At 45.5% G+C, this 3,107-nt stretch carries 3 protein-coding genes; all 3 read left to right on the forward strand.

Annotation, left to right across the window (positions count from 1 at the left end):
* Nucleotides 1-699: tyrosine-type recombinase/integrase (locus C1721_RS00005; protein WP_102405996.1), on the forward strand; the 699-nt coding region annotated here is incomplete at its 5' end.
* A gap of 607 nt (nucleotides 700-1,306) precedes the next feature.
* Nucleotides 1,307-1,867 (forward strand): DUF3575 domain-containing protein, encoded by a 561-nt coding sequence (locus C1721_RS00010; protein WP_102405998.1) that lies wholly within the window; start codon nucleotides 1,307-1,309, stop codon nucleotides 1,865-1,867.
* A gap of 98 nt (nucleotides 1,868-1,965) precedes the next feature.
* On the forward strand, nucleotides 1,966-3,107 hold a 1,142-nt coding region (locus C1721_RS00015; RefSeq protein WP_159063517.1), incomplete at its 3' end, for a DUF3868 domain-containing protein.

Consider the following 3,107-nt stretch of genomic DNA (forward strand, 5'->3'; position numbering starts at 1 on the left):
TACCTTAGTTGCCTGCGTACGGTGTACAACTCGGCGGTAAGCGACCGCCTCGCCCCGAAGGATTCCAATCCTTTTTCGCATATCCGTTTCAGTCCGAAGCGTACGGATAAAGCCACGATAGATGTGGATGCACTGAAAAAGATTGCGTTGTGCGACCTGGATGGCGAAGGTGAACTGTCGTTTGCGCGTGACCTGTTTATCTTTAGTTTTATGACTTGCGGTATCCCGTTTGTAGACCTGGCTTACCTTACCACGGCGAACCTGGTGGACGGTTTCCTGGTTTATTACCGCCGCAAGACGAATATCCGTATCAGTATCCGCCTGTCCAAGGGGATGAGCGCGTTATTGAATAAGTATTCCGGCAAGGGCGTTGGCGATTACCTTTTCCCGATCCTTAAAAAGGCTGATCCTTCGTACACGGAATACAAATCCAGCCTCCGTACGTATAACCGCCGTTTGTGCCGTATCGGGAATAGACTGGACTTACCGGTGAAGCTTACTTCTTACGTGGCGCGTCATGCGTGGGCGATGGAGGCGAAGCGTTTGCATACGCCGTTAGGTATAATCGGTGAATCCCTGGGCCATACGTCGGAGAAGACAACGCGTTTTTACCTGAGCAGTTTGGACCAGATGGTATTGGATAAAGCAAATATGCAGGTAATCCGGAGCTTGGATAACATAGTGCGCCGCTCCCGGTGACGCTTATTTGTGAAATAAGGGACATCCCCTATTTTTAAAGTCAGAACAACACGAAATTTCACCCTTTTATTTCCCCAAAACCCGAAAGTCAATGGGGTTACGCCTGCAAAGGTAGATATTAAAAATAAATGTGAAAGGATTTATGTGAGGTTTTTGACAAATAAAAGTTAAAAAGGCTTATTTTTATAAATAGTTCAGGCTAAATCTAATCAAAAATTGAAAAAACGCCTCATCAAAGCTCAATTATAGACAAAGTTTGGACAGCCCCTTTTTTGCCCTTAACATCCATTTACATCTTTGTGCCCAAATTCGCCCCTAAATATGTAAATAAACATTTATAAAAAGCGGTAAACCGTAAAAAAAAGATAAGGGATGCTGACATTTTAGCCAAATATCGCCCTCATTTTCCTATGCATAAAAACTTACTCCCAAGTATTGTAATTTAACCTCTATCAAGAAATATAAAACCGGCGTATAAATTTATTATTTTGGTCAGTAAGGCTTTGTATAGCATTGAAAATCATTATTCTACGTCTTTTGTCCCTTATTTCACAAATAAGGGACATTAAAAGAGTTTATAAAGCTCTTTTAGAAAAAAGAAGATAAAATGGTTAGAATATTGTTACAATTGCTTATTTGTTTGCTTTCTGCCGGCAATTTATACGGCCAGCACATAGCAACCAAAACGAACCTTGCTTATTGGGCCACTACGACGCCGAATCTAGGCGTTGAGATCGCTTTGGGTCATAAAACTTCCCTTGATATTTCCGGCAATTATAACGCGTGGACATTTTTGCCCGACGGTATGAGCCTGCGTCATGTTTTGGTTCAGCCCGAGTTCCGTTACTGGCCTTGCAAGAGTTTTGAAGGTCACTTCTTCGGCGTCCACGGCCTTTGGTCTAAATACAATATCGGTCAGATACCTTTTATCCCCGAACTTGATCAATACACCTATCGCGGCCACCTGTATGGCGGCGGGGTATCATACGGTTACCACTTTGCCCTCGGCAGGCGTTGGGGGTTGGAGTTGTCGTTAGGGGTTGGTTACGCCTACCTGGAATACAATAAATATGTATGTTCCGAATGCGCTGAACTGATAGGCCGCTATAAACGCCATTACTACGGCCCGACGAAGCTGGGCATTTCGATTATTTACTTGATTCATTGAAGAAGTAGTTGGTAGTTAGTAGTTGGTAGTTGGTAGGAGAGAAGAGAGAAAAACGGGGAAAAGAGAAGAGAGAGAAGAGAAAAAATAAAGATATGGGAATGGATATAGTCTTATTGCACACAGATGACATGGATCGTACAGGTCTACGCAGATGTTTTTTTAAAGAAAATCTATCTGTGTTGATCTGCGCCCGTCTGTGTTATCTGCGTGCAATAATACTGTTTATTGCGTTGCTTTTGTGCAGCGCGTCGGTTCGGGCGGATTCAAAGAAGACGGTTTCAGGTTCGGAGATAGGTATCCGTATAATCCCCCAGAACATGGAGGTAAGGGATGACAGTGTGCGTATCGATTTGAAGATCATGGCTAACGGTATCCGCATCCCTTCTGAGCAGTCGTTGAGCCTTGTCCCTGAATTGCATTATAAAGGCAAGCGTATCGTTTTGCCTCCGATCGTCTTGTCGGGTAGCCAGCGCGCCCGCTTCGACAGACGTGAAGAAACGGTCGATCCCGACCCGAAGAAAATAGAGCCTTACCACGTTTGGGTAGGTGTCAGACGGGGCAGCAGTTATAACCTGCGTTACCGCGTCAGCATCCCTTACGCTTCTTGGATGGAGCATGCCTCCCTTATTCTTAAACAAGTCAGCAAGGATTGTTGTACGGAACTGCTCCTTGCCAACGATGTCCTTACTAAAGACATTAACCTGACGCCGCCTTGCGCTCAGCCGGGTGTTCAGCAGCCTGCTTTGGCAACCGTTCCTGCTGTGCGTGTCATCCGCGAGGTGGAGAGTTCTGCTTTCTCGGATATGGTGAATTATTTAGTCCCAAAAGACGAGCCTGTCAAGGTGCGTACCTCCACGGCTACGGCTTATATAGATTACCCGAAAGGCGTCTCCACAGTCGTTCCTTCGTTTGGGAACAATAAGGCCGAACTGTCAAAAGTGGACGTTCTTTTGCAACCTCTTCTAAAAGATAATATGGCCCGTTTCCGCCATATCCAGATCACGGGTTATTCCTCGCCTGACGGCGCTTATTATGATAATGAGGCCTTATCTAAACGTCGCAGTGAAGGCTTCAAGACTTATCTCAGCCGCTATTACGATTTGCAGCAATGCCCCTTGCTCACTGCTTGGGTGGGGGAAGACTGGGAAGGTTTGAGAAAGCTGGTAAACGAGTCCTCGTTACCTTATAAGAAATCGGTGAACTTCATCATCGACAACTACGGCATCTTCGAGGGTAGGGA

Source organism: Parabacteroides bouchesdurhonensis (genome assembly GCF_900186615.1).
GTDB lineage: Bacteria > Bacteroidota > Bacteroidia > Bacteroidales > Tannerellaceae > Parabacteroides > Parabacteroides bouchesdurhonensis.

Coding starts and splice junctions, on each gene's coding strand:
- C1721_RS00010 (WP_102405998.1), top strand. CDS start 1,307: ATGGTTAGAATATTGTTACAATTGCTTATTTGTTTGCTTTCTGCCGGC.